Source organism: Amycolatopsis sp. NPDC051373 (assembly GCF_040689465.1).
Classification (GTDB): domain Bacteria; phylum Actinomycetota; class Actinomycetes; order Mycobacteriales; family Pseudonocardiaceae; genus Amycolatopsis.
In genome coordinates this window covers 73720-100057 of the sequence record NZ_JBFBAE010000005.1, presented here as the reverse complement: position 1 = coordinate 100057, position 26338 = coordinate 73720, and the positions used below count along the sequence as shown (strand labels likewise).

The window sequence follows — 26338 nt, the reverse complement described above, 5'->3', positions numbered from 1 at the left end:
CAGGTTCAGATAGGCGGGCACCATGGCCAGGACCGAACAACAGGCACCGGAAACAAGCAGCCGGCTCAAGGTCGAGACACACGGCATCAACGTGATCGGCGACGCCGAGCGCCGGGGCCGGCCAAGGGATCTGTTCTGGCCGTGGTTCGGCGCCAACGTGTCGATCCTGGGGCTCAGCTACGGCTCGTTCGCGCTCGGGTTCGGGATCTCGTTCTGGCAGGCCACGATCGCCGGTGTGATCGGGATCGTGTTCTCGTTCCTGCTCTGCGGCTTCATCGCGGTGGCGGGCAAACGCGGCTCCGCGCCGACGATGACGCTCTCGCGCGCGGCGTTCGGCGTGCGCGGCAACCACCTGCCGTCGGCGATCTCGTGGATCCTCACCGTCGGCTGGGAGACGGTGTTGACCGCGCTCGCCACGATGGCCACCGCGACGGTGTTCGAGCGGCTCGGCTGGGGCGGTGGCACGACGACGAAGGTGATCGCGCTGGTCGTGGTCGCCGGGCTCACCGTGCTCAGCGGCGTGATGGGCTTCGACCTGATCATGCGGCTGCAGACGATCATCACGTGGATCACCGGCGTGCTCACCGTGGTCTACGTGATCCTGGTGGCCGGCCACGTGCACTGGTCGGCGGTGAGCGCGGTGCCCGCGGGCTCGGCGCAGGAGTTCATCGGCGCGCTCGTGTTCCTGATGACGGGCTTCGGGCTCGGCTGGGTGAACGCGGCGGCCGACTACTCGCGCTACCTGCCGCGCTCGTCGTCCGGACGCGGTGTGATCGGCTGGACGACGTTCGGCGCGTCGGTGGCGCCGCTCGTACTGCTGGTGTTCGGGCTGCTGCTGGCGGGTTCGTCGCCGGAGCTGAACTCGAGCATCGCGGCGGACCCGATCGGCGCGCTGACCACGATCCTGCCGCTGTGGTTCCTGGTGCCGTTCGCGATCGTCGCCGTGCTCGGCCTGGTGGGCGGCGCCGTGCTGGACATCTACTCCTCAGGGCTGTCGCTGCTGTCCGCGGGCCTGCGGATCCCGCGCTACGTCGCGGCGCTGATCGACGGCGTGATCATGATCGCCGGCACCGTCTACATCGTCTTCTTCGGCGGCACTTTCCTCGGCCAGTTCCAGGGTTTCCTCACCACGCTCGGCGTGCCCGTGGCTGCGTGGTGCGGCGTGATGCTCGCCGACGTGCTGCTGCGCCGCCGCGACTACGCCGAAGCCGACCTCTACGACCGCCGCGGCCGTTACGGCGACGTGCGCTTCGGGCCCATCGCCCTGATCATCGTCGCAACGGCCGTCGGCTGGGGCCTGGTCACCAACGCGTCGGCGAGCTGGCTGCACTGGCAGGGTTACCTGCTGGCGCCGTTCGGTCTCGGCGGTCGCGAGGGCTCGTGGGCGTTTGCGAACCTCGGCGTACTGGTGGCGCTGGGGCTCGGTTTCGTGGTGACGGTGTTGTCTGCCTCGGCTTCGCCGAGGCGGCGAGATCGCCTTTGAGCGATCTCGCGCTGTGGTCGGGTTTTACCCCCGCCGGGGTGAAGTATTACGAAGTGTGGCCGGTCGCCCTGCGAGCACCGGATTCCTGTGCCTACGTGTTGGTCGGCGAGCCGTGCCAGGTCCACTGTGGACGAGACCACGTTCGGCAGGTGGACGTCCGAACTCGCCACCCTCGCAGGCGACGGCGGGCTCGGCGCTCGCGGGTGTCTCCACGAAATGCTGTGTCCTCTCCACCGAGTTGGCCGCCGCCGACGCGGGCGTGCCGGTGACCGTCGTCGCCGACGCGCACGCGGGCGTTTCCGACGAGACCCACGAACGAACGCTCGCAATCCCCCGGCTCTACGGCCCGCTCGTCGGCGTCGCCACAACCGACGAGGTGCTCACCAGGTAGCGACTGAGCCTCCGGCGGAGAAAACCGCGCCGAGGCCCAGGAGATCAGGCGCGAACCTAAGTCAGCTCGTCCTGCCGCTCCGCCGCGATCCGGCGGACGCGGCCGCGGACCCCGAGCCAGCCGGCGACCAGAACCAACGCCAGCACCGGAATGCTGTAGATCAGGATCCGGCCGGTCGTGCCGCCCCACCAGCTCATCGTGAGGACCAGCAAGAGGAACGCCAGCGTCACGTAGTTGGTGTACGGCGCGCCCGGCAGGCGGTACGAAGGCCTGGACATCTCGCCGCGCGCGGCCTTGCGAGTCATCGCCAGGTGGCAGATCACGATCATCGACCACATGCCGATGATGCCCAGCGCCGAGAACTCCAGCGCCACCTCGAAGGCCTCACCGGGCACCACCAAGTTGAGTACCACGCCGAGCACGTACACCGCCGCGGTCAGGAGCACGCCGCCGAAGGGGACGCCGCTCTTGCTCATCTTCGAGGTGAACTTCGGGGCCGAGCCGGCGATCGAGAGCGACCTCAGGATTCGCCCGGTGGAGTACAGGCCGGAGTTCACGCTGGACAGCGCCGCGGTGAGCACGATGACGTCCATGATGCCGCCGGCCGCGGGGATGCCGAGCTTCGAGAAGAACGTGACGAACGGGCTCTCCCCGCTCTTGTACGCCGTCCACGGCAGCACCATCACCAGCAGAAGCACAGAGCCCACGTAGAAGATGCCGATGCGCCAGGCGACGGAGTTGACCGCCTTCGGGATGACCTTGCGCGGGTTGGCGGTCTCGCCGGCGGTCACACCGACCATCTCGACGCCGGAATAGGCGAACACGACACCCTGCAGGATCAGCAACGCGGGCAGCACACCGGTCGGGAACAGGCCGCCATTGCCGGTGATCAGGCTCGGGCCGGTCACCACGCCGTCGACGGGCGTTCGGCTGATCAACACGAAGATCGCCACGACCATGAACACCACGAGCGCGAGTACCTTGATGGCGGCGAACCAGAACTCGAGTTCGCCGAACAGCTTCACCGAGACCATGTTCACCGCGAGGATCGCGAACAACGCGATGAGCGCAGGAATCCATTGCTGCAGGTCCGGCCAGAAGAACTGCGTGTACTTGGCCACCGCGGTCACGTCGGCGACGCCCGCCGTGGCCCAGTTCAGGAAGTACATCCAGCCGGCGAAGAACGCGGCTTTCTCGCCGAGGAATTCACGCGAATAGGACACAAAGGATCCGGAAGACGGCCGGTGCATCACCAGTTCGCCCATCGCACGGACCACGAAGAACGCGATGATCCCGGCCACCGCGTAGACGACGGCCAGCGCCGGACCGGTGCCGTGCAGGCGCGAGCCGGCGCCCAGAAACAGACCGGTCCCGATGGCGCCGCCGATCGCGATCATCTGGACCTGACGGTTCTTCAGTCCTTTGTGGTACCCGGCTTCCTCGTGCTTGAACGAGGTTTCCGGCGGCTCGGCGACCGCCGTCTGATCCGAGGGCGACATGTGATTCCCCTGTTCTGACAACAAAGTGCGTGTCGTGACGCAGGGTCGGCCGACCACTGTGTCGTGCCAGATCATGATGTGGTCGGACCGCATCCGGCCGCAACGGGAGCGGCGATAACTTAGGGTTGATTTGAGCTGCGAACCTCAAGCCATTCTCAAATGTGCCCGATAATGCCGAAATTCACGGACTCCCGTACCGGAAAACGCGAAACGCGTTTCATGCCCAGCTGTCCGGCTGCGAGCCGTCGACATCGGTGAAGCCGTACTCGCGCGCGAGCTCCGCCGAGCTCACCGACCGCTGGTTCCACCGCGCGCGCTCCGGGTCCGCGGCCAGCGCCGCCACCGCGCGGCCCACGTAGCGCGGCGACTCGGACTGCGCGAAGGGCGGCGGGGCAGTCGGAAGGCCGTCCGGGCGGTCAGGTTCCAAGGCGGCGCGCCAGTTTTCCTCGGTGACGCCGTAGTTGTCGAGCATCATCTCCGAACGCAGCCAGCCTGGTGTGATCGCGACGGCCGTGCCGCCGTGTGCCGCGAGCTCGTGGCCCTGCGAGAACGCGAGCCGGTTCACCGAGGCCTTCGCGAGGTCGTAGAACACGGAGATCCGGTACTGGGAAGCGTTGTACTCCAGCGTGCCGTCGGTGACTTCGACCAGGAGCCCGCCGGGTTGCGAAACGAGCAGCGGCAACAGGTAGTGCGAGGTCACGAGGTGCGTTTCCACGCCAAGGCGCAGGATCCGCAGGCCGTCGTCGAGGTCGTGCTCCCAGATCGGTGTGTTCCAGTCGGCCGGGCCGCCCTTGAGCCGCTCGGCGCCCCAGATGTCGTTGACCAGCACGTCGAGCCGGCCGTGTTCGCGGCGCACGCGTTCGGCCAGCACGCGCACCTGCTCGTGGTCGAGGTGGTCGACCTGACTGGGCACGCCGGTGCCGCCGAGGCTGGTGACGAGCGCGGCCGTCTCCTCGATCGTCTCGGGGCGGTCGTAGTCGGAATGGCCGTCGCGTTCCCAGCTGCTGCGGCCGGTGCAGATCACCGTCGCGCCGGCTTCGCCGAGGGCCGCCGCGATGCCGCGCCCGGCGCCGCGGGTCGCGCCGGCCACCAGAGCTACCCGGTTCCGGAGATCAGCCATCACCTCGAGTGTGACACGGTCAGCCGGCCAGCGCGTCCCGGACGGTGTCGGCCAGCAGACGGGTGCACCCTGGGGCGCCGGGGTTCAGCAGCAGGTCAACGCCGTTGTGAGCCTCGAGCAACGCGGGCAGGTCGCGCGCGGCGACGGGCAGCCAGCCGGCCGCGCGGACGCGGGTGCGGTGCACCGGGGCCGTGGTGGCGAGGACGCACGGGATGTTGTCCGGCGAAGGCGCCACCAGCGGCACGTCGTCCACGTCCAGGGCGACCGACACAGTCGACTCCCGCAGGATCGCGGCGAGCTGGTCGGCTTCGGCGTCACCGCGGGCGACCAGGCGGAGCACGGCGTCGAGCGGGTCGCTCGGCGAGCCAGGACCCGAGGGTTCGTAGGCGGGGTTCGCCTCGAAGCGGCCGACCGCGCCGTCCTCACCGGCGAGCCAGCCACCCACGACGGCGGCCAGCGGCGGGGCCGCGACCTCGGCGCCGTCGTCGGTGGACGACGGCGCCCACGCCGGGTCGACGAGCAGCACCCACTGGTCATTCGCCATCGCCGGCGCCTCCTCCGCTCGCGTGCGGCTCGCCCACCGAGGCGAGGAAGGCGTCCTGCGCCTCACCCACCTTGGCCAGCATCACGTCCTGCTTCGCCGCCTGCTCCTTCATGCGCGCGGCGTACTGCCGGATGTGCTCGGCGGTGCGCCAGCGGTTCAGCCACGCCAGGCTGCTCAAGTGCAGGCGCCGCATCACCCACAGCGTGTCGCGGGTCCGCTCCACGCGCTGCTCGAACGTACCCGGCCCGCCGCGCCAGCCCTCCAGCGCGCCGCGCACGGCTTCCTTCAGCACGTCCGTCGCGAGCTTTTCCGAGGCGAACGCGCGAATCGCCGTGGCGAGGTCGCGGGCGTAGGACTCGGCGTCCGCGTGGCCCAGGATCTTGCGGAACTGGGCGAGGAGCAGGCCGTTGTCCAACGCGGCGTCGAGGGCGCCGTGGCGGTCGAGGACCTCGACGGCGTCGGCGGCCCGGCCGACGTCCGTGCCGTGGGCGACCTCGTTGGCCAGGTCCAGCAGCGCTTCCGCGGCACGGCCGGGCTTGGCGAGCACGGTGTCGGCGACGCCGTGGAGCTGCAGGAGCGTGTACTCCTCGGCCAGGCCCACGGCGACGGCGGTTTCGGCGGCGGACAGCGTGGACGGTGCCGCGTTCGCAGGCAGCGAGATCGTTGCCATGGCCTCGGCACCCGGGCCGGTGGTCACGATCGAGGCCGCCGCGTGCGGCGTGACCCCGGCCGGCGTCAGGTCCGCCAGCAAAGCCTGGACCTGCGCGGCGAACTGGACGCGCACGTCGTCCGGGCCGCTCACCTGGGCGCGAGGCGCCGGCAGTCCGTCGGCCGCGCGTTCCACTGTCGACTCCGCGATCCACCGCGCGACGGACTCGTCGAGCGGCAGCGACACCGGTTCGACGTCGAAGTCGCTCGCCGGGCCGGGCTGGGTGTTCAGGCGCACGGGCCGGGACACCGCGCCGCCGCGCCAGACGCCCTTGCCCGTCACCGTGAACCGCTCACGTGCCGACTCCGGCAGCCGGACCTGCTGCCAGCGTCCGTCGACGAGCCGGTGGTCGATCACGTTCCGCACGTCGACGTTGCGCGACGCCAGCTCCAGCGCCGCCGTCCACAGGAGATCAGGCTGCTCGTGGCGGGCCACGACGTCGGCGGCGGCCGTGAGGTCGAGCGCCGTCCCGCCCGAACGCAACGCGGTGACCGCGCCGCTGAGCAGCGCCAACGTGCCGGTGCGGTCGTCGAGACTCACCGGGCCGGCCGGGATCGACGGCCGGTACCACCAGCCGTGTTCGGCAGCCTGGCCGAGTTCGGCGATCGTGCGCCGGTCGTCTTCGGTCAGCGTGTGGTCACCGGAAACCAGGTAGGAGACGGCCGGGAAGGTGTCCACGACGTTGTCGGGCGACGGCGTGGGCGTGGCGTGCACCGGAAGGTCCATTCCGGACGATCGCACGTGCTGCGTGAACTCGTCCGCCAGCGCACCCGACGCGAGCACGAGCGTCGGCGGCCGGTCCGCCGCCTGCGTCAGCTCGGCACTGCCTTCGGGCAGGGTGTCGATCTTCGTGACCACGCCGGGGTTCGCACCGCGGTAGCCACTGAACGGCACCGAATCCGAGGAGTACGGCTGCCCGTCGACACCGCCGAACACGGCGGGAGCGGCCGATGAACCAAGCGAGAACTCCACCGCGGCACCCCGCACCGGCCGGAACGACACCGTGACACCCGAACCCTCGGCGACCCGGATCTTCACCGGCACCCGCGCCAGCAGGTCGCGATCACCCAGCTCACGCCCGAGGTGCCCGGCCAGCGCCCGCGCGGCCTCGCGTGCCTGCGCACGGTCGCCGCCGGTCACGTGGATCGCGGGCGGCTCACCGTCGACCGCCCGCAACGCCCGCGCCAGCTCCCGCGCGCCGATCTCCACTGGATTGTCCACATCGGACACCAACACGGCGTCGTCCGGGTTCCGCAGCGTAGCCCCGTGCTGGACCTCGCCCAGCGTGCGGTGCACCCGGTCGGAATCGATGTCGAGCAAAGCCCGCGCGGAAGCCGGCAGCCGCACGTCGTGGTCGGTCCCGGTGTAGGTGTGCTGGTCGGTCACCGTGCGCACGAGCGGCGCCAGGTCCGGGTCCGCCGCGAGGAACGCCAGCGCCGCGTCCCACACCAGGTCCGGGTCGGCGTGGCGGCGCACGGCCGGCTCGACCGCGGTCAGGTGCAGGTCACCGGCGCGGTTGTACAGCCCGCGCACCAGGCTCTGCACCACGTGCTGGGTCAGCTCCAGCGTCTCGTCGCGCCCCGACACCGGTCGCGCCCCCACGGCCGGCGGCTTGAGCCAGCTGCCGTCGCTGTTCATCCGGATGTCGGTCATCTCAGGCAGTTCGAACGCCGACGGCAGGCCGATGCGCCGCGCAGTGCCCGACAGCGCCGAGGGCCCGGTGCGAACGATGATCGAGTTGCGGTGCACGCGCCCCTGCGGCATTTGGAAGAACGCCGGCGGGAGGTCGTACGCCTCGGGCGGCAGGAGGTTGCGCTGCGTCTTGCCGTAGTTCTCGCGCACGACGTCGAGGTGCACGCGAGCGAACGGGTGCCCCTTGCTCATCGCGAACGCCGAGTTGGCCACGTTCATGCCGATGCGGTGCGTCGCGTAGCCCTCGCGCGAGGTCGCCGCGTGGAACAGGTCCTCAAGGCTTTCCACCACGTTGTCGCCGTCGGTGTAGAGGCCACCGAAGCGGTTCATCAGCTCCATGCGAAGGATGTCGCTGGCCGCCGCGTAGCCCGGACCGGTCAGCTTGCCGGTCTCGGAGTGGTAGAACTCGTTGAGCAGCATGGGGTTCTCGCTCGAGAACACCTCGTCGACGTTCACGAGCCGCACGTGGTGCTGCTGCGCCCAGTTCACGAAGTCGCGCACGTCGGCCAGCGGGTCGGGGCCTTCGGCCGGCGGCTCGGTTGTCAGCGCGAGCTCGATCTGCGAACGCGGGACGTCCGTCCACAGCACGGGCACGACACCGTCGTGCAGCCGCGCGGCCGCGCCGCCGAAGTTCTCGCGGAACGCACGCATCGTGCCGGCGTCGCGCAGCGGCCCGCCGAGCCAGATGGCGTGCATGAGCAGCGGCGTCGACGTGGTCTTTTCCAACGGCTCGACGTCGCCGGGCGCCCACGCGGACAGCCGGTCGTCGGCGCGGGTGTGCTCGATCGTCCAGTCCCTCAGGTCGGGCAGGTTCGCCGGGTCCGCGTGGTCGCGCAGCACCGGCACGCCCCGGGTCAGGTCAAGTGTGTCGAGCAGCGCGAGGCCCTGGCCCGCGGTGAGGTTCGAGTAGTCGTGGCCACGCAGGAAGCCGGGCGGCTCCGGCGCGCGGTAGAGGCCGAACAGGTCGGGGCCGAGCAGTGGCGCGCCGTCCGGCGCCGGTCCGTGGCCGGCCGAGGCCGCGCGCAGGTCCTGGGTGAGCTCGGCGGCGGAGGTGTACGGCGGCACCTCGTCGGGCGTGACCGTCGCCCGTAGGTACTCGTTGACCACGGCGGCGAGCAGCTCGGGATCCTCGTGCCGGCCGAGCAGCGCCTGCACCTCGTCGTCGGGCGCACGGTCGTAGACGGCGTTCACGACCTCGGCCGCCAGGTACAGCGTGCGGGCGCGGTCGGCGAGGCGGACCGGGCCTCCCGTGGCGGGAACCCGGGCGTAGCGCCAGTTCTTGAGCAACGCGTTCGTGAGCTCGTCGACCACGGCGTCCGCGTCGAGGGGACGGCCGAGCGTCTCCCAGTGCCCGCCGCGGACAACGGCGGTGAACGCGTCGTCGCGAGCGCCGAAGAGCGGGGCCGACGGTTCGTCGTCGGGGCTGTCGTCGCGGTGGTTGGCCAGCACGGAATCGGTGGCCGCGTGCACGATCGACGGCCCGCCACGGGCTTCGAGCGCCGCCTGGAAGTCGTGCGCGACCCCGCCGGGGCCGAGCCGCCGGGCCGCCGCGCACTGGAACAGCGTGACCGAATCCGGCTGCGCGTCGGTGAACTCGGGCGACGCCGTGACGATCTGGGCGAGCGTCTCGCCGTCGACGTAGACCTCGCGCCGCGTGCCGTCCGGGCCGGTCACGGCGACCTTCACGCGGGTTTCCTCGCCGTGGCCGGTGACGAGAAACGTGCGGCCCTCGGCCAATTCGTCGGCCCACGGTGTGCGCACGGGGATGCCGCCGTCGCCGGGCCCGCGGCCGCGCAGGTCGTTCGCCGCGCCGGTGGCGAAGGCACGCATCTCGTCCGGGTCGGCTTCGACCACCAGGTTCTCGCCCCCGGTCTGCCGCAGCCAGGTCTGAACCTTCGCGGCCTCCGCGGGGTCGAGGAACGTCAGCCCGCGCGCGGTGCCGGTGTGGTCGGTCAGCACGGTCGTGGTGACCGCGCCGGGCGCGAAGTCGATTGTCATGCCCGGTTCGCCGACAACCTCGCCGGTCAGGCGCGTGTGGTCGGCGTGCACCAAGTGGTCGAACGCCAGGTCGCCGAAGCCGCGCTCGCCCAGCAGGCGCGTGACGTCGGCCTTGAAGTGGTCCACGCGGTCCGCGGGCACGGTGACCGCCGGCAGCGGCTCGCCGTCGAGGTGGTGCTCGGCGAGCGTCTCGGCGTAGTGCGCGGCGTCGGGCCGCGGGTGGGTGGTCTCGCGCGCCGGGCCTTCGGTCCACGCGGGGTTGAGCCGAGCGGGCCGGGCCAGCTCATCGGTGCTCCAGGTGCCCTTGCCCGTCACCGTGATCAGGCCACGCGCCATCGGCGGCAGCGGCACGCGCGTCCACTCTCCGGTGTCCGGGTCGCGGCGGGCGTCGACCACGGTGTGCACCGGCGTGTTGCCCGAGGCCAGGTGGGTGAGCACGGCCGAGTAGACGACGTCGGGCCGCTCGTGGCGGGCCACGAGGTCGTGGACGTCGGTGAGCCGCAGCTCGCCGGTGCGGGCGGCGGTGTCGGCCAGCTGCCGCTCCACTGTGGACGCGAGCGCGAGCGTGCCGTCGTGGTCCGCCGGCGAGATCGGCCCGGCCGGCGGTTCGGTGCGGGGGTTGGTGTCGAGTTCGTGCACGAGGGCGACGATCGCCTCGTCACCCGGCTTGCCACCGAACGTCCGGAAGTGCCCGCCGTCCGTGACCGCGGTGAACGCGCCGGTGGAGCCGAGCGCCTTGCCCAGCGTCGCGGTGTCGCGACCGAACAGCGTGGGTTTCGTCGGCGCGTGCACCGTCGCCGGCCCACCGAGGTCGCTCAGCGCGCGCTGGAAGTCGTGGGCCACGCCGCCGGGACCGTCGGTTTGGCCGGTGCTGCACGCGATGAGCGTGACCGACGACTTGGGCCCGGCCTGCGCGAACGGCGCCGAGTTGGCGACGATCCGCGCGAACGTCGTGCCGTCCACCCGCACGGTCTGCCCGCCGACCAGCGTCAGCTTCACCGACTGTGGTTTGCCGTGGGCGAAGACGAAGAACGTGTCGCCGGTGTCGGTGCCCCACGGCGCGGGCGACTTCGCGGCCCAGTCACCGAATTGACGTCCGCCCAGGTCAGGCGTGGTTCCGTGGCGGCGAGCCTCGGCAACGACCGGGTCGAGCGTCTTCGTCGTCACGCCCTCGTCGAGCGAAGAGACCTCACCGGAGTTGTCGGCAATCCAGTCGTGCTCGACCGCGGACGTCTGCTCCGCCGCCGGCAGGAACGACACCGCGACGACCTTGCCCGAGCGGTCCGTGACCTGATGCAGCTGAACGTCGTTGACGTCGAAGCCGTACGGCCGGTCCGCGTTGACGTCCCAGCCGGAGATCGTCGCGGGCCCAGTGTCGGGTGCGGTGTCCGGGGCCTCGACAACGTGCTCGGTCGAACGCGGGTCGAAACGGGACTCGACCTTCTTGGCCGGCCACAGGTGCGTGGCGAGCCGCCAGTCGACCTCTTCCTTGGCCTGCCACCACTTCTTGCGCGCCTCGTCGGCCTTCTCGCGCGCCTCCCGGACCTGGCGCAGCGCGTCTTCACGGCGGGAGGTGAAGTCGGAGTTGTCGTTTCGGTAGGAGTCGAGGACGTTGGCCAGCTGCTCCGCGCGGTCCTGCGCGTCCTGGCGGCGCCGCACGAGCCCGGGCTGCGCGGCGCGGATGTCGCGCACGCCCTGCTCCGCGCGGGCGACCTGGTCCAGCAGCTGCTGCCGCTCGGGCGAGCCCTCGTCGGTGACCGACGCCAGGGCCAGCGCCTGTTCCGGGACGTCCTGCAGCCGCGTGATCTCGGCGTTGCCCTCGCGCAGCTCACGCCCGGCGTCCTTGGCGTCGTTCTCCGCGTCGGCCAGGGCCTGGCGCAGCTCGCGCACGGGGTCGGCGTCGGTCTCGACGGCCAGCCCGTTCGCGTCCTTGGTCAACGTCTTGACGCTGTCCCGCTCGTCGAGCCAGCGGTCATCGGCTTCGTGCTGGGCCGTCTCCACGGCCTCCTCCGCCTTGCGCCAGTCCGAGGCCGCGTCCTTCACCGCGTCCTGTGCCTTGGTGATCGCGTCCGGCAGCGCTTCGCCCAGCAGCTTTTCGAGGTCCACATCGGACATGCGGACCAGGGCCGACGCCGGCACCTTCACCTCGACGGCCGCCGTGCGACCGCCACCGAGGTCGGCGACCACCCGGTACTCCACGTCGAACCCGACGAGCCCACTGCGGCCCTTCGGCTTCGCGACGGTGGACCGCTGTCCACCCGCGACAGTCGCCGTCGGATCGCTCATCGCGGCCGGGTTGCGGATGTCCGCGCCGCTCCACGAGTGCGAGTTGTCCTTCGGGTCGGTGACGCCGCCGACGCCGGGCAGGTACTGGTTCTCGCCGCTGAGCGCCTCCTTCGCCTCGCCCGTGAACGTGGCCGTGGTCTGGTCGGTGCGCTCCAGCTTCACGGTGTCACTCAGGGCCGTGAGGTCGGGCTTGACCAGGCGCGAGTAGACCTTCACGCTGCCGTGGCCGTTCTTGATCAGCGACGCTTCGTGGAGGTCGGGTGCGGCTTGCGGGCCGTCGAGCATGTTCGGCAGGTGGCCCTGCAGGATCTCGTTGGTCAGCGACGTGACCAGCGTGTTGTTGGCGCCGGTGCCCCGGCCGGTGAGGCTGTTGCCGGCGCCGGCGAGCCGCAGCGCGCGCTCGGCCCCGGCCTGCACGGCGGCAGACCCACGCACGCCCTCGGTGTGCGCCGACGGCGGCAGCTTGCCCACGCCTTGGGCCTGCCATTCGGCGAGCTTCTCGGGTGTCGCGTCGGCGGCGGTGAGCTCGGTCGTGCGCGGCTCGTGGGCCTTCAGCGCCTGGCCCTCGGTGCTGATCTTGTGGTCGTCGGCCGCGGAGCGCACGGTCACGTTCGCGTTCTGCGCGGTGACCGGGTAGGTCTTGCCGCCGCGCTGCACCACGAGCTCGAACTTCACCTTGTGGCGGTGGCGCACGGCAGGGCCGCTCTGCGAAGCCTTGGAGCCCTTGGTCGTCGCGGTGGCCGACACCGTCTGGTCGGTTTTCGTCTTCGAGCCGGACACGCCGAGTGTGAGACCCTCGTAGCCACTCACGTCCGGCTTGGTGTCGCTGAACAGGCCACGCCCTGCGCCGCGGAACTGGCCGCCGTAGGACGAGCCGTGGCCGGCGTTCTCCTTGTCCGTCACGGCGGCGCTCACGACGTGGTCGATCTCGCCGCCGTCGTGGACGACGTCGAGGAACTCGGTGTCGGTGATCGTCGCTTTCAGGAGCACCTGGTAGGTGTCGGTGGACAGCACGCCGGCGTCGTGCAGCAGCAGGGGCGCGCCACCGTCGAGCGCACTGTCCACAAGGGACGTGACGGCGTCGGGCGACGCGAGATCGAGCGTGCGCTGCAAGTTGGTCATGGAGTCGTCGAGCACCGATTTCGGCAGCAGCTTGTCGCCGGTGCGGCCCAGCGCGGCCCGGGCGTCGCGCACGAGCTGCGACAGGTCGGGCGCGTCCTCGACCACGGCAGCGCCCAGCGCGCTGGAGTCGCGGCCGACGAGCGCGGGCGGCGCCATTTTGCCCGGCGGCTCGGTGCGCGGCTCGACCTTCGGCAGCAGGCCCTGTTCGCGGGCCTGGTCCTCGGACATGCGCACGTACACCGCGCCGGGCAGCTTCACGTCGGCGCCGGCACGTGAGGTCGAGCCGTTGACCAGGCTCTCCTGGCGCGTCTCGGCGACCAGCCGCACGTCGGCGTCGTACTGCACGAGCACGGTGCGGCCCTTGGCATTGGCCCGATTGAGGTGGTCGACGCTCGCGCTGACCTCCTTCGAGCCGCCCGATGTGCGGGTCCACGGGCTCCACTTGGCCGACGCGTAGACCTGCCCCTGACCGTGGGCGGCGGCCATGCTGCCGTCCGGCCGGATGGTGACGCCGAGTTGCACGTTGCCCTCGAGCGCCTGCTTGTGCGTCTGCTCGAACGCGGCCTTCGCGCCACCGGCGAACGTGGTCTCGCTTCCGCCCGCGTCGGACGCCACGACGACCTTCGGGTTGCTGAGCGCCACGTTCATGCCGAGCCCGCCGACGCGGTCGGCCACGCGCCGTTCGTAGCGGAAGCCGCCGGCCCGCGCGCCCTGGCGCAGGAACTTCGGCAGGCCGCCGCGGAACGTCTCGGGCGAGAACATCCGGTCCACGCGCTTGCGGGCCTCGCCGCCGGACAGGCCGAGCACGCCGTCGCCGTCGGACGCGCGCTCCAGCTGGCGCAGGGCCTCGTCGCGCAGGGCCTCGGTGTTGGTGACCGCTTCGACGTGCAGAAACTTCGGCTGGTCGGGCTGGGGGCCGGCCAGCATGTCATCGATCGTCGGGGTGTCGTTCTTGTTCAGCACGGTGGTGCCGGGCTTGCCGGGCAGGAAGTCGCCGGGGTCCTTCTTCAGCGCCGAACCGTCGTTGACCCACAGGTCGACCTTGCCGGAGATCTTCGGCAGCGCCGGGTCTCCGGTCTTGGCCACAGTGGACACCTTGGGCGTCACGCGGAACGGCGAACCCGGCGTCAGGCGCTTCACCCACGGGCGGTTGCGGGTGTAGCTGGTGATCTCGACCTCGAACTCCACGTCGTGCTCGAACACTTGCGAGTCGGGGCTGCCGGAAAGGCTCGTGGTGGTCGTGACGGTGGGGCCGCCGGAGTTCTTCCAGCTGTACGCGTCGGAGTACTGGATCGGCACGACCGCGGGGCTGATGCTGGAGCTCGCGATCGCCGTGGGCTGCGGGATGACCATGCGGCCTTCCAGCCCGACCGACCAGCTCTTGTCCACAGTGGTCGCACTGCTCAGCGACGGCGCCGTGGCGACCGAGCCCTTGACCGAGCGCCCGGTGGCCTGCCCGAGGTGCCGACCCGGCGACAGCTTGGCCTTCACCGTGACGCTGATGTACTCGTCGGTGAACAGGCCGCGCCGCTTCAGCTGCACGGACACGCCGGGGCCGAGCAGAGTGTCCATTTTGGCCTTGAGTGCCGCGGGTGAGAACGTGGCCGTGAGCTTGCGCAGGTTGGCGAAGCGCTCCGCGATGTCGCGGCTGGAGCTCTTGTCGTCGGCCTGGAACTTGTCCCAGCGCGGCAGGAACTTCGCCATGCCGGGCCGGTCGCGAAGCGCGTTTTCGATTTGCGGCTGTACCTTCGCGGCCGGCGTGAACGAGCCGGTGCGCACGTGGCCCGCGGCGGCGGCCGCGGCGAGGTAGGGCGGCTCGTAGCGCTTGCCGACGTCGGTGAGCTTCTCGCGCGTGTCCGCCGGCACGGGCAGGCCTTGGGCCTTCGCCTCGGGCAGCCCCATGCGGACGTACGCGGTCGCCTCGACGGTCTCGACCTCACCGGCCGAGGTGACGACGTCGACGTCCACCTTCACCTTGTAGATCCCGATGTCGCCCTTGGCTTCCACCGTGTTCTTCGCCGTGACGCTGGTGCCGCCCATCGCCGTCTCGGTGACCTTCGACGAGACGGACCCGCTGACGCCGACGAGGCCACCGACCTTGCCCGGCAGGTAAGAGCCACCGCCGACGGTCACGGACAGGTCCATTCCGGACTTCGACGCCGCCGCCGTCGCCCCGCCGTTCACCGACGAGTCGTTGAACCGCAGCTCGCTGTCCCCCGGCACCACGCCGACGAGCTCGACGTCCTTCGGCCGCGCCTGCAGCTGCACGGCGTCGCGGTGGCTGCCGTGGGGGCTGAGCAGGTCGCTGGACACGACCGGGCCGCCCTGCAACGCCGTACCGAGGACACCCCGGATCCCACCGCCGCTGACGAACTCGCGCAACGCCTGGCGCCCGGGCGCCCCGAACTTCGTGACCGAGGGGTGCAGCCGCTTGGCCACCTTGTCGAACAGTGCCTGCTCGTCGAGCAGCACGGCTTCGGGCGCGAGCAGCTCGATGTTCTCGGCCCAGCCGGGCTTCGGGTCACCCTTGGCCTCGGCGTCCGGCTCGAGGTTGCCGAGGTCCTGCGACCACAGCAGCGAAACCTTGCCGTCCACAGTGGACCCGGTGAGCCCGCCGACCTGGTCGGTGACGGTGATCGAGTACTTCACGTTGACGTCGGCACCGTCCACGTCGCCGGCCGAGCGCACCACCCGCTGCTCGGTGCCCGTGACGGTGGACGTGTGCGTCTGCGCCGCCGTCGCGAGCTGCACCATGGGCGCGACCGACACGTAGGCGCCGGGCGGGATCAGCGCGAAGTACGACGTGCCCACGGTCCGCGCGATCGTGTCGTTCTGGCCTTGGGCGTGCGTGGCCTGCGTCTGGTCGTTGACGTCGCTGATCGTGGCGTGCGGCTGCTTCGCGATCTCGTCGGCCTGCACCGCGTCCAGGTCGAGCTCGGCCCGCACGTGGACCTCGTACCACTTCTCCCCGACGCGCACCATGGACTTGCGGCCCGGTCCGAGGAACGACTCGAAGGCGGCGCTGTCGAGCGTGCCGGTGATGGCGTCGATGCCCACCGGGTCCGGCGGGTTCCTGCGGGAGTCGAGTGACGTGACCAGGCGCTTGATGGTGTCGCCGACCTGCTTCACGCCGTGCGGGTTCATCGGCACGAGTGAGCCGAGGGCCTCGCCCTTCTTGGCGTACTCGGGCAACCGGTCGGTGAGCGAGCGGGTGTCGGGCACCGGATCGTCGTCGGCGACGGTGACAACGCGTTCCTGCTCTTCCTGCTCCCGCCGCACGTCGTCGTCGAAAAGCTGCTTGAGCTCGTCGTACTTCTGCGCGTAGTCCGGGTCGTACTCGAAGCGGTGGCCACCGTCCGTGGTGACGAGCGGGCCGTTCTTCCGCTCCTCCTTGATCCCCGACAGGGCCGACTTGGCGCCGAAGGCCTCGACCTTGCCATTGTGGACGAAGTGGCTGTCGGCGAAGTACGACGAGAAATCGGCCTGGTAGTACTGGTGGAACTCGTCGAACAGCTTCTTCACGTCGGTGGCCCGCACCGGCCCGCCGCCGGGCCGGCCGACGTCCTTCGCGAGGTTCTCGATGAAATCGTGCACCTGCTGGGCGCTGACGTCCTTGCCGCGGAAGTAGAAGCCGAACGGGTCGGCGTCCACCATTTCGCGGGCGATGCGGAAATCGCGGGCGGAGTTCCACAGGCCTTCGTGGCGGTTCATCTGCTCGACGGCGCCGCGGTGCTCCGGCTCGTTGTCGTGCTGCTCCTGCCCGGCGCCGTACTGGTTCTTGGAGTTCAGCTTCTCCATGTCGTGGAACAGGATCGCCTTGGCCAGCGTCTCGCGGGGCACGAACCGGTCGGCGTCGTGTTCGCCTCGGGTGAGGCGCAGGTACTGGTTGAGCACCATCTGGGCGTGTTCCCCAAAGGTGTTCGGGTTCGCCTTGGTCCCGGTGCGGTAGCGGTTGTGCTTGCCCTCGGCCTTCACGACCTCGTTGAACTTGCGCACGATCGACTCGTGGGCGTCTGGCGTGCTGCCGTCCGGCCGGCTGTCGAGCCGGGTGACGAGGTGGTCGAGGATCCGCTGGGCACCGCGGTGGTCGTCGTCGGTCTTCGCGAGCTCGTCGCCGATCACTGTGTCAAGGCCGCGGCCGATGTCCTGGTGCCGGCCGAACTCACCGGCCGGGTGGAACTGCGTGTGGCCGCGGGTCGCGCCCTGCGACCAGGCGCCGTACTCGTTGTCGAACGTCTTCGAGTCGACCTGCTTGGTGGCGGGGTCATAGGCGTTCTCGCGGGTGTTGAAGTCGACCTTCACGCGCTTCTCGTCGGTGGCGATGGCCGCGCCGATCTCCGCCTGAGTGGCGTAGTCGGGCACCTTCGCCATGAACGCGTCGACGTCTTCCTGCGTCACGGGCTTGAACGTGATGCCCTTGACCGTCTCGGGGTTTAGCACCCTCGCGGCTTCGTCGGCGAGGGCCTCGCGCTGCGCGGTGGTGGTGAACTTGAGCACGGGGTCCTTGTCCATGCTCGTGCGCACCTTGGCCGCCGCGTCCTGCAAACCGTTCTCGAACACTTCCTGCAGCTGCTTCGAGTCGAGGCCGACGAGGTGCTGCGTCGTCACTTCGGAGACGGCGTCGGGTAGTACGCCGTCGGACAGGCGCTGCTTCACGGTCTCCCGGTCGAACCCGAGGCCGGAATCCCTCGCGTCCTGGGCCAGGTCGGCGTTCTTCAGAGCGGCCGAGACCTCGGCCGCGACGGCATCGGCGCGGTTGCCGGCGAAGTAGTTCTTCTTCGCACCCTCGTTGTCCGCGAACCCTTGCTCGACCTTGTCGCTGAACTTCCCGTCGGTGACGGTGAACTGCTGCTTCACGGCGTTTTCGACGGCCGTGGTCAGCTTCTGCTTGAAGCCGTCGACCCCGCGATTCGCGCCCAGGGAATCGAGCGTCGTGGTCACCAGCTGGTCGGCCGTGTTCTTGGCGATGGCGGCCACGAGCTCCTCGTTCGCCATCACCTCGCGCATCTTGGCGATCGTCTCGATCTTGGCGTCGGGCGAGACGAACTTGGTGACCGGGTTTGTGTGCAGTGCCCGGAACTCCTTGTTGACGACGTCCTTGAGGATGCCGCCGAGGTTCTTCGCGGCCGTCAGGACCTCATCGCGCACCTTGATGCCGTCGAGCGCCACCGTGCCCGGGCCCTGGTCGAGCTTCTCGCCGAGCGTGCGGCCGATCCCGTCGGTGAGCTGCTTGACGACCGAACCGGACGGGCCCCGGGTGTTGAGGAAGACGTTGAGGTCCTGGCGGCGCTGCTCGACGGTGCTCGGCGGGGCCTGCTTCCCACCGTCCTTGCCGGGCTTCTCCTTGTCACTGGGGATCGAGTCGGAGTGCGGTGTGAAGTACGCGTCCCAGGATTTCCCGCCCTTCAGTTCCTGGTGCGTGTGGTAGAGGTCCGAGAGCTTCGTGGCCAGCGCCCGCAGGTCCTGCGGGTCGTTGCGGAAGTACTTGCGTTCCTGGCCCTTGTCGGTCGTCCAGCCGAACCACGGGTCGTTGTCCTTGCCCAGCGCGTCGGACTGGAAATCGGGCGGCAGGCCGAGCCGCGAGTAGAGGTCGGCGATGTCCTCCTGGCGGCCGGCCAGCTCGGAGTGGTCGTAGGTCTGGTTGGCGGAGTAGGTGACGAGCGAACCTTTGAGCGCGGCGTCGCGCATGGCGGTGAAGTGCTCGCCGCGCAGGCCGAACTGGTTGACATCACCGGTCTGGTCCACGTTCATGGCGAGCTTGTTGTCCGGCAGCGCCTCGACTGTCGCTTCGCGGCTGACCTTGGTGAACGTGTCGAGCGGCACCAGGAACGAACGCAGCACCGGCTGCATGCCCGGCTGGTAGTTCGGGTCGGTCTCGTACTTCGACGTCCACTGCACCGCGCGCATGGGCCGTCCGCCGCCCACCCAGAAGATGTCGGCCTTGCCGGCGCCGCCGAAGACGTTGACGTTGCCCTCGTCGTCCTGGTGCACATCCTTGAACGATCCGGGCTTCGCCGGGTTGAGTACCGCGGTGTACATCCGCACGTACTGCTCACCGCGGATCGTCTCGATCTCGAACTCGCCGCGGTTGAGGACCTTGCGCTTCTCGCGGTCGAACGTGTTGGCCGCGAGGTCCTTCTTCGTCAGCACGACCGACGGGCCGGGGTAGCTGACGTTCTGGCGTCCGATGTGGACGTCTTCCTTCGTACCGAGGTAGCTGTCCTTGCCGTCCACTTCGGCCTTGGCGATGTGGACCGGGCGGCCGGTTTCGGGGCCGTGGCTGGTCCAGCTGCCGTTCTGTTCCAGGACGTGAACGCGGAGGTTGGCGGCGCGGGCGATGGCGTCGAGGTCGGTGTCGGTGTTGGCGCGGAGGTTCGTGGTGATGCGCTGGTGTTCCCTGGGCGCGTCCTGCGAGATGCTCGCGATGACGGCGCGGCGGAAGTTGTCGGGACCTTCGTGGCCGCCGACGTAGACGCCCTCGATGCCGTGGGTGCCGAGCATCGTGCCCTGCGCGGGGCGCAGGACGTCACGAGGGATCACCGTGCCGTGCTGCACGGTGAGGGTTTTGCCGTTGATGTCGACCGTGGTGCTCGGCGCTTCGGTCGGGGTGTGGAGGTTCGGGTGGTCCGAAGTGGACTCGGTGGCGCGTTGCGGCGGCTGGTACGGGCGGTTCGGCTTCGCGTCCGGGTCGCCGAGGTGGTGGTCGTGGATCACGGCCTGGTTCGAGATGTCCTCGATCTTGGCCAGGTTGTCGTCGGTGAGCGACGTGTCGGACCAGGCATCGCGGCCCATCACGCCGGGCTGGTCGGTGCGATTGAACAGCAGCGTGTCGTTCCGGTAGCCCTCGCCGAGGCCGAGGAAGTGCATGACCTCGTGGGTGAGGCCGGTGGGGTTGTCGTTGACGTCCCAGTTGGTCTGGTTGGTGCGAGGCGCTTTGGGGTCCACAGCGGTGTCGTGAATGTTGACCGGGACGCTGCGTGACGGGTCCGAGGTCCAGTTGTCGTCGGCAGGGTCGACGGTGTTGTTGGCGCGGGCGTCGACGGTGATGTGGAGCTGGTCGCCATTGGGCAGGCGGTAGTGCTGGTTGACGGTGTTGTCGAGGTGGTTCTGCAGGGCCTGCGCGAGCTGGTTGCGCTGGTCGATCGAGACGGAGTTCGACGACGACGTGAGGTCCAGCGGCACGGTGAACTCGCGCACCCAGTTGCCGGGTGAGGTCTCGAAGCGGCGCACGTCGTAGCGGATGTGCATCACGGCGCCTTCGAGCTGGCCGTCCTTCAGGCCGTCGCGGTTGCCGGAGAACTGTTGCGCGATCGCCTTCTTCGGGTCGAACCGCTCCAGCACGAGCCGTGACGACGGCGCCGTGTCGCGCCGGTTGCCCCAGTCCTTGGGACCGGGGAGATCCTTGGGCGACTGCCCGGGGTTCGGCCGGTTGTTGTCACTGTGCGGCTTCGGCGGCGCACCCGAGGGCGAGAACGGCGCCGGCGGACGGCCGTTGACCATCATGTTCGTGACGGTCTCGAGCAGATTCTCGAGGTGCTCGGTCGGGTCCCCCACTAGCTGCGCGGCGGTGATCTGCTGCGCGACGTGGTTGGCGATCGCCGGCAGGTCCTGGTCGCCGACCTGACGCCAGCCCCACGACTTCGGGTCGTTGCCGACGTGCAGCCCGTAAACGGTGAGCACGGCGGCGCGGTTCTGGTTGAGCTGTTCGACCTGCTGGTTGAGGCGGTCGAGGCGCCGGTTGAGGAACTCGCGCTGCTGGTTGCGCTCGGCCTGGTCGCGGATCATCGAGTCCGTCTTCAGGCGGTTGGGCAGCTGGTCCTTGACGTTCTTGAGGCCCTGCAGGTCTTTGGTGACGTCGTCGATCGAGGTCTGCAGGTTCTTCAGGTGGCCGTCGAGACCGCCTTCGGAGAGGGCGATCTTGTCGTACTTGAGGATCTTCTGGACCTCGGGGAGGCGCATGGGGTCGTCGAGGTAGAGGGTGTGGAGCGCGTTGAGGCCCGAGCGGTCCATGCCGTAGAGGGAGGACTCGAAGACTTCGCGTTCGAGGTCGGGCCCGAGGTCGGCGGGGGTTGGGTCCTGGTTGTTGTCCGGACTCTGGTCCTGAGTGGAGTCTTGGTTGTTGTCCTGGCTCGAGTGTTGGTCTATGTCCTGGTTGACGTGCTGGTCCTGGTCAGTGTCCGTTGTGGACTTCGGGCCGGGCGTGGGACCTTCCACCGGCCTGATGTCCGGTGTGGACTCCGGGTTCGGGTTCCGGTTGGCCGCGAGTGCCGCCTTTTCCGCCGCCGCCTTGGCTTTACCCTCCGTGGTCAACGTCTCCAGGTGCTGCATGTTGTTGAAGATGCGCGCACTGCGGGAGATGCGGATGCCGTAGTCGGGATTCTTGATCAGGTCGATCTTGCGCTGCAGATCCGACAGGTGGTCCTCGGTCTGGCTGATCTCCTGGTCGAGCTGGGCGCGGTAGTCGGCGTTCTCCTTCGTGTCGAGGTGGTTGAGGAAGCTCCACAGGCCCGTGTCGAGCGCGACGTTCTTCTGGTCCTCGCGCAGGCTTGCCAGGCTGTCGGCGGTCTGCTCGGCGAGGTTCTCGAAGTGCTGGGTGCCGGTGACCGGAATGTTGTTCACGAGCTGGCGCACGGTCGGCTCGTCCTGCACGCGCTGCTGCAGCGTCTTCAGGTGCGTGGTGTCGAAGCCGGCCTTGGTGGCGGCGTCGATCTGCTGGTTGAGGTGCGTGTCGAGCGACTTGAGCTGGTTGGGCCGCAGCCGGGCGAGGTTGTCGGCGTCGGGGCCGTCGACGTGCTGGTCGAGCAGGTACAGGTTGTCGAGGGTCCGCTTGTCGGCCGCCAGCAGCAGGATGCGGCTCGTGAGCTCCTCCTGCATCTGCTCGAGACTGGTGATCAGCTGTTCGCGCTGGTCGCGCGTGTCCTGGTCTTCACCGAGGAAGCGCTTGGCCAGGGTGTTGCCCTCGGCCTTGAGGTCGCCGATGCGGGTGGTGACGTCGTTTCGCTTGTCCCGCAACGCCTTCGTGAACTCGTTCGGGCCGCCGGGGTAGGCCACGGCCTGCTTGAGGCGCAGGATGCGTTTGGCGCCTTCGAGGAAGTCTTTGTTGAGGTCGTTGGTCAGGACGTCGGAGTTGCCTTGGACCAGCGCCTGCCGCATGCGTTCGAACCGCGCGGCGGGATCGTTGACGTCGTTGTCGCGCTGGTTCGTCGCGAGGTCCACCACGATGTCGCGCACCTGGTCGGCGTCGAGGTCGCTCAGCGCCGCCTCGAACCCGCGCACCATCTCCCGCCGCGACGGCCCGCCCAGCGCCCCGAACTGCCCGTCCTGGTTGCGAACGCGCACCTCGGGATTGTTCTCACTCCCGTAGCGCGACGTGTGATCCGGCCCGCCCCGCTCCACGATCAACCGCACGTCCAACGCATGCGCCACCGCCTGCGGCAACCGCTTCCCGACGACAGAGTCATGCCACGACGGCGTCCGCAGCCCCTTGACGACCAGGTCCGCGGACGTCGGCAGCTCGCCGTTCTCGTTGACCTCGGTCGTGATGTGGTCCAGCACCTGACGGTCGCCGTCGGACAGCTTGCCGCTCACCGCAGTGCGCACATCCTGCCACCGCTTGCCCGACGGCCCGGCCAAGTCCTGCGACACGGCCTTGCGCCAGGTGCGAATGTGCGTCGCGTCATCGGCGTCTTTGTTTTCCGGCTCCAGGTCCGGCGCTATGTCCTTGAGCTGACGGGAGTCGAGGTTCTTGACCGCCCAGTCGCCGAGGCCGTTGGGCTTGAGCGAGGTGAAGTCGAAGTTGCCGGGGTTCTCGGTGACCTTGGTGATGAGCGAGTCGGTCGCGGCTTTGATGTCGGCCTTGGTGAGGAAGGGTTTCGCACTGTCCACTTTGGCGGATTGGAAGTGTGCGCTGCGGAGTGCCGCTTCGACCAGGCCGGTGTCGCGGGTGTTCGGGTCCGTCTTGGCGGGGCCCTGCTTGCTGGGCGCTTCGGCGGGGGTGTGGCGGTTGCGGCGGGGGGTGGGGTTGGTGGCTGGGTCCTGGTTGGCGGCTGGGTCCTGGTTGGCGGCTGGGTTCTGATTGGTGTTGGTCTCGGGGTTGGTGTTGGTGTTGGTCTTGGTGTCCGAATCCGGCGTGGGGTCGGACCTGATGTCAGTGGCCGAGTCCTCCTTGGGGTCGGCGTTTGTGTCGGTCGTCAGGTTCGAGTTCGGCTCGGTCTTGACATCACTCGCCGAGTCGACAGCGGTCTCGGACTTGGTGTCTGTGGCCAGATCCTGCTTCGGGTCGACATTGATGTCGGTAGCCGAGTCGGAGTCGGTCTCGGTCTTGATGTCCGGCGTCGGGGTCGGTGAGGTCTTCAACGAGGTTGGCGCTGGGGTCGGCGAGACGTTCGGGTTCGTCGCCAGGTTCGGGTTCGGCGAGAGGTTCTCGCTCGACTTGGGAGCCGGTGAGGTGTTTTCGGCCGGAGTGGGCGAGAGCGAAGTGTTCCCGGCCCGATTCGCCGATGGAGAAGTGTTCTCGGACGGAGTCGGCGAGCGCGAAGTGTTCTGGTTCGGCGCCGGCGTGGGGGTGAGGTTCTGGGGTGCGGGCGTCGGGGAAGTGTTCGGCTGGACGGCCGGGGTGAGGTTCGGGCCGTCGGAGCTGGTCTTGGCGTTCGGGCCGGTGGAGATGTTCCCCGGGGTCTGATCGGGTCCCGAAGTCGACTTGACGCCACCGACGCTGCCGGCCACCGGAGGCGGCACCGACTTGGTCGACGTTGGGTCGGAGGTCGTGTTCGGGGTGGTCTTGGTGTTCCCGGTGGTGTTCGGGTTCGCGTTGGTGTTGAGGCCGGTGTTGTTGTTCGAACCTGTGAGGGTGCCGGAGGCGGTGTTAGGGCCGGTGCCGGTGTTGCTATTCGGACCCGTGTTGGTACCCGAGGCGGCATTCGGACCGGTACTGGTGTCGGCATTCGAACCCGTGTTGGTGTTCGGACCGGCGCCGATGTTGCTGTTCGAACCCGCAGTGCCTGAGGTGTTGTTCGGGCCCGTGCCGGTGTTGATGTTCGGACCCGCGGTGGTGGCGGCGGTGTTGTTTGGCCCACTGGTGATGTTGTTGTTCGAACTTGTGTTGCCCGAGGTCGCGTTCGGGATGGTGTTGATGTTGCTGTTCGAACTCACGTTGGTGCCCGAGGTGTTCGAGCCTGTGCCGGTGTTGGTGGTGTTGGGGCCGGTGGTGGTGTTCGGGGTCTGGGTGGCATTGCCGTTGGTGGGGGTGTTGGGCGGAGCGCCGGTGTTCTGGTTGCCGCCGAAGCCGGGGAGGCCGGGGTCGTTCTGGGTGGCCGAGTGGTCGCCGGCGGTGGAGGGCGGTGGGGCGGCTGTGTGGCCGGTGTCGGAGTTGACGCCGCCCGGGACCGAGGGCGGCGGCACCGGGCTGCCGGTGTTGACCGAGTTCGGCGCTGATGGCGGCGGTACCGAAGTGTCGCCGGTGTTGTTTGTGCCGGTGTTGGTGCCGGAGCCGTTCGCGCCGGTGTTGTTTGTGCCGGTGTTGGTGCCGGAGCCGTTCGCGCCGGTGTTGTTTGTGCCGATGTTCGTGTTACCCGTGCCGGTGTTGCCCACACCCGAGTTGGTGTTGCCAGTGCCCGTGTTGCTTGCGCCGGTGTTCGGGTTGCCGTTGAGGCCGCCGGTGGAGCCGGTGTTTCCGGTGCCGGTGTTGCTGTTGGCGCCGGAGTTGTCGCCGCTGGTGTTTGCGGCTCCGGTGTTGCCGGCCGGGCCGGTGTTGCCGGTGCTGGTGTTTGCGGCTCCGGTGTTGCCGGCCGGGCCGGTGTTGCCGGTGCTGGTGTTTGCGGCTCCGGTGTTGCCGGCCGGGCCGGTGTTGCCGGTGCTGGTGTTTGTGTTGCCTGAGCTGGAGTTGCCGCCGCTCGTGTTGCCGGTGTTGCCGGCGCTGACGTTGCCAGTGTTGCTCCCACCGGCGTTGCCGCCATCGGCATTTCCATTACCTACACCCGTGTTACCGGTGTTACCGGCGCCCGTGACACCGCCACCAGGGTTGCCGGTGCCACCGGCCCCGGCGTTGCCGGTGTTTCCTGCACCCGCGTTGCCGGAACTGCCGGCGCCCGTGTTGCCCGTGTTGCCGCCACCTGTGTTGCCCGCGCCGGTGTTGCCCGCGTTCCCAGTCCCAGTCCCAGTGTTGCCAGCGCCCGAGTTCGCGCCGCTGCCGGTGTTCGCGCCGCCGGTTGCGCCGTTGCTCGAGTTGGTTCCGCCGGTTGTGCCGCCGCTGGTGTTCGCGCCGCCAGTGTTGCCGCCGGCGGTGTTGTTGCCGGAGCCGGAGTTGGCGCCGCCCGTGTCGCCGGAGCCGGAGTTGGCGCCACCGCCCGAGTTGGCGACAGAGCCGTTGTTGCCACCGGCGCCGGCAGAGCCGCCAGAGCCAACCGAGCCGTCGTTGCCGCCAGAGCCGCCGGAGGCACCAGAGCCGTTGCCGCCAGAACCGCCGGCAGCCGGGGGCGGGGGCGGAGGCGGAGGCACCGACAGGTTCTCCAAACCCGGATTCCCGCTGATCCCGCCCAGATCCCCCGGACCGTTCGGGCCTTTGGCCGTCGGGCCGTCGCCGCCGGCGTTCAGTTTGTCGTGGAGGGATTGGCCGGCGTGGTGGGCGCCGTGGGAGGCGGCGCCGGAGAGGCCGCCGTTGAGGGCGCCCCAGCCGAGGCTGTCGGTGTCGCCGCCGAAGATGGCGGCGCCGGCGCCGCCGACGACGACTTCGGTGGTGGCCTCGTTGGCGGCGGCGCCCCAGACGTTCTTGCCGAACTTGGTGCCGAACTTGTTGTCGAACTTGTTCATGGCGCCGTGGAAATTGTGGGCGAACGCGCCGCCGATGCCGCCCAGGACGCCGGACTGCATGATGGCCTTGCCGTCGAGGCCGTGGCGGTTGCCTTGCGCGATCTGGATGACCTGCGCGAGCATCTCTTCCGCGATCTCTTCCGCTGCCTCCTCCGCGGCGGCCTCCGCGAGGTGCGTCGCGAGGTTCATCAGGCGCTGCATGAGCGTCCGCTCGATCTCCACGATGGCGGTGCGCCCCGCCGCGAAGATCTCCGGCACCAGCGGCATCGTGAACGGGTTCGACATCGCCCAGATGATGTCGGCGGCCGTGATCGCGATGGCGATCAACATGCTGTACTTGGACTTCTCGACGTCGAGCGCCTGCGCCCGCAGCGCCTGCGCCTGGCCCTGCGCGGCCGCGATGAAGTCCGTGCCCATCGTGCCGAGGTTGTTGGCGAAGTCGACGAAGTTCTTCTGCACGTCGCCGCCGACGTTCGCGGCCACGCGGCCCGCGATCTGGTTGAAGCCGGTGCCCGCTTCGGCCACGCGCCGGGCGACATCGTCCCACTCGTCGGCCAGCGCGCGCATGGCGTCCTCGTCGCCCTGCGGCCAGGCGTCACCCGCGATGATGTAGAAGATCCAGTTCAGGCTTGGATCCACCATCAGGCTCACCGCGGGTTCACCCCCTTGACAAAAATAGGTCTACAA

General features: G+C 69.4%; 6 protein-coding genes. 2 read left to right on the top strand and 4 right to left on the bottom strand.

Annotated features, from left to right (window positions below):
• The first annotated feature begins 22 nt into the window (after window positions 1–22).
• On the top strand, window positions 23–1483 hold the full coding sequence (locus AB0383_RS10870) for a cytosine permease (RefSeq protein WP_366186610.1): 1461 nt from the start codon (window positions 23–25) through the stop codon (window positions 1481–1483).
• Between the two features lie 238 nt (window positions 1484–1721).
• Window positions 1722–1874: a hypothetical protein gene (locus tag AB0383_RS10865; protein ID WP_366186608.1), complete on the top strand. Its 153-nt coding sequence runs from the start codon at window positions 1722–1724 to the stop codon at window positions 1872–1874.
• A gap of 56 nt (window positions 1875–1930) precedes the next feature.
• Here AB0383_RS10865 and AB0383_RS10860 read toward each other — a convergent pair whose 3' ends face one another.
• From AB0383_RS10860 to AB0383_RS10845, 4 genes are all read right to left on the bottom strand, one after another.
• Window positions 1931–3373, bottom strand: coding sequence for an amino acid permease (locus AB0383_RS10860; RefSeq protein WP_364170049.1), 1443 nt, complete (start codon window positions 3371–3373; stop codon window positions 1931–1933).
• A 217-nt stretch (window positions 3374–3590) separates the two neighbouring features.
• Window positions 3591–4493 carry an SDR family oxidoreductase gene (locus AB0383_RS10855; RefSeq protein ID WP_364170047.1) on the bottom strand — a complete coding sequence of 301 codons (903 nt, stop codon included), beginning with the start codon at window positions 4491–4493 and terminating at the stop codon, window positions 3591–3593.
• A gap of 19 nt (window positions 4494–4512) precedes the next feature.
• Window positions 4513–5037: a type VII secretion system-associated protein gene (locus AB0383_RS10850; protein ID WP_364170044.1), complete on the bottom strand. Its 525-nt coding sequence runs from the start codon at window positions 5035–5037 to the stop codon at window positions 4513–4515.
• Window positions 5027–26293: a TcdA/TcdB catalytic glycosyltransferase domain-containing protein gene (locus AB0383_RS10845; protein ID WP_366186605.1), complete on the bottom strand. Its 21267-nt coding sequence runs from the start codon at window positions 26291–26293 to the stop codon at window positions 5027–5029. Before AB0383_RS10845 ends, AB0383_RS10850 begins: the two co-directional genes overlap by 11 nt.
• Window positions 26294–26338 lie beyond the last annotated feature (45 nt).

What these genes read in the sequence shown, in the direction of transcription:
- AB0383_RS10870 (WP_366186610.1), top strand. Translation starts at nt 23, where the DNA reads ATGGCCAGGACCGAACAACAGGCACCGGAAACAAGCAGCCGGCTCAAG.
- AB0383_RS10860 (WP_364170049.1), bottom strand. Translation starts at nt 3,373, where the DNA reads ATGTCGCCCTCGGATCAGACGGCGGTCGCCGAGCCGCCGGAAACCTCG.
- AB0383_RS10855 (WP_364170047.1), bottom strand. Translation starts at nt 4,493, where the DNA reads ATGGCTGATCTCCGGAACCGGGTAGCTCTGGTGGCCGGCGCGACCCGC.
- AB0383_RS10850 (WP_364170044.1), bottom strand. Translation starts at nt 5,037, where the DNA reads ATGGCGAATGACCAGTGGGTGCTGCTCGTCGACCCGGCGTGGGCGCCG.
- AB0383_RS10845 (WP_366186605.1), bottom strand. Translation starts at nt 26,293, where the DNA reads ATGGTGGATCCAAGCCTGAACTGGATCTTCTACATCATCGCGGGTGAC.